This is a genomic window from Arenimonas metalli CF5-1, from assembly GCF_000747155.1.
GTDB lineage: Bacteria > Pseudomonadota > Gammaproteobacteria > Xanthomonadales > Xanthomonadaceae > Arenimonas > Arenimonas metalli.
Map to the genome: position 1 here is coordinate 1 of NZ_AVCK01000043.1, position 3638 is coordinate 3638.

Consider the following 3638-nt stretch of genomic DNA (forward strand, 5'->3'; position numbering starts at 1 on the left):
GCCCAGCGCCCGGCGCCGTCCTCGCCGATGCAGGCCGATCCGAACGCGCCGGCGCGCAAGCGTCGCCGTCGCCGCGGTGGCCGCCCGGTGGGCGATGCCGCGGCCGTCGAAGGCGGCAAGCCGCGCGGCGAGCGCAAGCCCGAGGCCGCGCCCGCGAAGGCACCGGCCGGCGAGAAGCCCTCGCTGCTCGGCCGCATCAAGGCCGGCCTGAAGTCGCTGGTGAAGCGCACCCCGCCCACCGGCCACTAAGCCGCATTTGTTGTAGGAGGGCCTTCAGGCCCGAAGCTTTTCGCAAAAAGCTTCGGGCCTGAAGGCCCTCCTACATTTCTTAACGTCTGCTAGATTGGCGTTCATGGCACTACTCCGCTTCGACAACGTGACCAAGGCCTATCCCGGCAGCGCGCCCGCGCTCAGCGAGGTCAGCTTCTCGGTGGAAGAGGGCGAGATGCTGTTCGTCACCGGCCACTCGGGCGCGGGCAAATCCACCCTGCTGCGCCTGGTGCACCTGTCCGAGCGGCCCAGCCGCGGCACCGTGCTGGTGAACGAGCGCAACCTGGCCAAGGTCCGCGGCGGCAAGGTGCCGCTGCACCGGCGCCAGGTCGGCGTGGTGTTCCAGGACCATCGCCTGCTCACCGATCGCAGCGTGTTCGACAACGTGGCGCTGCCGCTGCTGATCGCCGGCACGCCTGGCGCCGAAGTGGGCAAGCGCGTGCGCGCGGTGCTCGACAAGGTCGGCCTGGGCGATCGCGAGCGTTCGCTGCCGCTGCAGCTTTCCACCGGCGAGCAGCAGCGCGTGGGCATCGCCCGCGCCGTCGTCGCGCAGCCGCAGCTGCTGGTCGCCGACGAACCCACCGGCAACCTCGACCCGCAGCTGGCGGCCGAGATCATGCAGCTGTTCGCTTCGCTGCCCGCGCTGGGCACCACCGTCATGGTGGCCAGCCACGACCTGGCCCTGGTCAAGCGCATGCGCCGCCGCGTGCTGGTGCTCGACCACGGCAGGCTGGCCGACGACATCTCGCCCGAGGACCTCGCGGCGTGAACACCAAATCCGCGAAACCCGCCGCCAAGCCCGCCGCCGCCGAACGCGTCAAGCCGGGCGGCTTCGGCAGCCGCCTGCGCGCCTGGCGCGAGCAGCACCTGTATTCGCTGGTCTCCAGCCTCGGCCGCCTGCTCAAGCGCCCCTTCGCCACCGGCCTCACGGTCGGCGTCATGGCCATCGCGATCGCGCTGCCGCTGGGTCTGGGCCTGGCGCTGGGCAACATCGAGCGCTTCTCCGGCAGCGTGTCGGAATCGCGCGAGATCGGCGTCTTCCTCAAGGCCGACGTCACCGTGGCGCAGGCCCGCGACCTCGCCACCGGCATCGGCGCCCGCCCGGACGTCGCCGCGGTCATCGTGCGCACGCCCGAGGAGGGGCTGGCCGAGTTCCGCGCCATGAGCGACCTCGCGGGCGCCCTCGAGGTGCTGGACGAGAACCCGCTGCCCACCGTCCTGGTGGTGCAGCCCCGCGACGACGGCGACGCCCTGGCCGCCGACCTGCGCGCGCTGCCCCAGGCCGAAGTGGTGCAGCACGACGCCGCCTGGCGCCAGCGCCTGTCGGCCTGGCTGGCCTTCGGCGAGCGGCTGGTGCAGGTGGTGGCCGTGCTGCTGGGCCTGGGCGTGCTGCTGGTGGTGGGCAACACCGTCCGGCTCGACATCGGCGCCCGCAGCGAGGAAATCGCGGTGCTGCAGCACCTCGGCGCCACCGACGCCTTCGTGCGCCGCCCCTTCCTGTACCTCGGCGCCTGGTACGGCCTGGCCGCGGGCCTGCTGGCCGGCGGGCTGCTGGTGGTCGCGGGGCTGCTGCTGCAGGGCCGGCTGTCGGCCCTGGTGGCCAGCTACGGCAGCCAGTTCGACCTTTCCGGCCCCGGCTGGCGCGGCAGCCTGGCCCTGCTGGCCGCCTCGGCCCTGATGGGGTGGCTGGGCGCGTGGCTCGCAACCGGGCATCATCTACGTCGGACCCGTCCGGTGGACGTCTGACATGAGCAATCCCAGCTTCCGCAGCTTCGACACCACGTCGCCCCGCATCATGGTCGTGGACGGCTCCAAGGTCGTGCGCAAGATGATCGAGGGCGTGCTGCGCCAGCAGCTGCCCGGCATGGAGTTCGTCGGCTGCGAAACCGGCGAGGAGGCCAAGGCCGCCCTGCAGGCCGGCGCCGTCAACCTGGTCACCACCGCCCTGCGCCTGCCGGACATGGATGGCCTCGACCTGGCCCGCTACCTGCGCGAGCACACGCCGCAGGCCTACATCCCCATCATCGTGGTCTCGGGCGACGTGCAGGAGCGCCTCGAGAGCCGCTCGATCAGCGACGACGTCACCGACTACTTCGACAAGGCGCTGGGCTTCAACGCGCTGGCCGCCTTCATCAAGGGCTATGTCGCGCCCGAGTCCGAGGCCGGCGGCGAGGTGCTCTACGTCGAGGACAGCCGCGTCGTGGCCATGGCCACCCGGCGCATGCTCGAAAAGCACGGCCTCACCGTCACCCACGCCACCGGCGTCGAGGACGCGATCGCCCACCTCGAGACCGCCAAGGCCCAGGGCAAGATCCCCGGCCCGGACGTCGTGCTCACCGACGTCTACCTGAAGGGCGAGCTGACCGGCAAGGACCTGCTGCACTCCATCCGGCACGAATTCGGCTACGCCAAGGGCATGCTGCCGGTGCTGGTGATGACCGGCGACGCCAACCCCGCCAACCAGAGCGACCTGCTGCGCGAAGGCGCCAACGACCTGGTGCAGAAGCCCATCGAAGAGCGCTTGCTGGTGACCAAGCTGCTGTTCCAGCTGCGGGTCGGGCGCATGCTGCGCGCCAAGCTCGCCAAGAAATAAGCCGTGTCCGACGAGGACCGGATCCGGCTCGAGCCGTCCTGGAAGGCGCGGGTCGGCGACTACCTGCAGCGCCCCGACATGCGCGAACTCGGCGCCTTCCTGCGTCAGGAAAAGGCGCGCGGCAAGGCCATCTTCCCGCCCGGCCCGCGCATCTTCTCCGCGCTCGACGCCACGCCCTTCGACCAGGTCAAGGTCGTGATCCTGGGCCAGGACCCCTACCACGGCGCCGGCCAGGCCCACGGCCTGTGCTTCTCGGTGCTGCCCGGGGTGCCGGTGCCGCCCTCGCTGCAGAACATCTACAAGGAAATGAAGGCCGACCTGGGCATCCCGCCGGCCGACCACGGCTGCCTGCTCAGCTGGGCCCGGCAGGGCGTGCTGCTGCTCAACGCGGTGCTGACCGTGGAGGAGGGCAAGGCCGGCTCGCACCAGGGCAAGGGCTGGGAGGGCTTCACCGACGCCATCGTCCAGGCCCTGGACCGGGAGCGCGAGGGCCTGGTGTTCATGCTCTGGGGCAGTTACGCCCAGGCCAAGGGCAAGCTGGTGGACCCGCGCCGGCACTGCATGCTGCGGGCCCCGCACCCCTCGCCGCTGTCGGCGCACCGTGGCTTCCTGGGCTGCGGCCACTTCGGCAAGGCCAACCGCTGGCTGCACGGGGCGGGTCTGGCTCCGATCCAGTGGGCGTTGCCGCCCCGCGCGGAAGTCGAAGCCGAACTGGCGGCGGGGCCCTAGGCCCGCGGGGCTCGCGGCGCCCGGCCCCGGCCCCGGCCCCGGCCCC

General features: G+C 71.9%; 4 protein-coding genes and 1 pseudogene. All 5 read left to right on the forward strand.

Features of this window, described 5'->3' with window-relative positions; all coding sequences use genetic code 11:
• Positions 1-249 (forward strand): annotated as a pseudogene (locus tag N787_RS15160) (hypothetical protein); the annotation flags it as partial.
• Positions 250-352: 103 nt separating this feature from the next.
• Positions 353-1039, forward strand: coding sequence for a cell division ATP-binding protein FtsE (gene ftsE / locus N787_RS11130; RefSeq protein WP_034214025.1), 687 nt, complete (start codon positions 353-355; stop codon positions 1037-1039).
• On the forward strand, positions 1036-2016 hold the full coding sequence (gene ftsX / locus N787_RS11135; RefSeq protein WP_034214027.1) for a permease-like cell division protein FtsX: 981 nt from the start codon (positions 1036-1038) through the stop codon (positions 2014-2016). Before ftsE ends, ftsX begins: the two co-directional genes overlap by 4 nt.
• A 1-nt stretch (position 2017) precedes the next feature.
• Positions 2018-2863 carry a response regulator gene (locus N787_RS11140; RefSeq protein WP_034214030.1) on the forward strand — a complete coding sequence of 282 codons (846 nt, stop codon included), beginning with the start codon at positions 2018-2020 and terminating at the stop codon, positions 2861-2863.
• Between the two features lie 3 nt (positions 2864-2866).
• Positions 2867-3592, forward strand: coding sequence for a uracil-DNA glycosylase (ung, locus tag N787_RS11145; protein WP_034214032.1), 726 nt, complete (start codon positions 2867-2869; stop codon positions 3590-3592).
• Positions 3593-3638 lie beyond the last annotated feature (46 nt).

Bases quoted from the DNA above. Each gene is read 5' to 3' on its own strand.
- N787_RS11140 (WP_034214030.1), top strand. From the start codon at position 2,018: ATGAGCAATCCCAGCTTCCGCAGCTTCGACACCACGTCGCCCCGCATC.
- ftsE (WP_034214025.1), top strand. From the start codon at position 353: ATGGCACTACTCCGCTTCGACAACGTGACCAAGGCCTATCCCGGCAGC.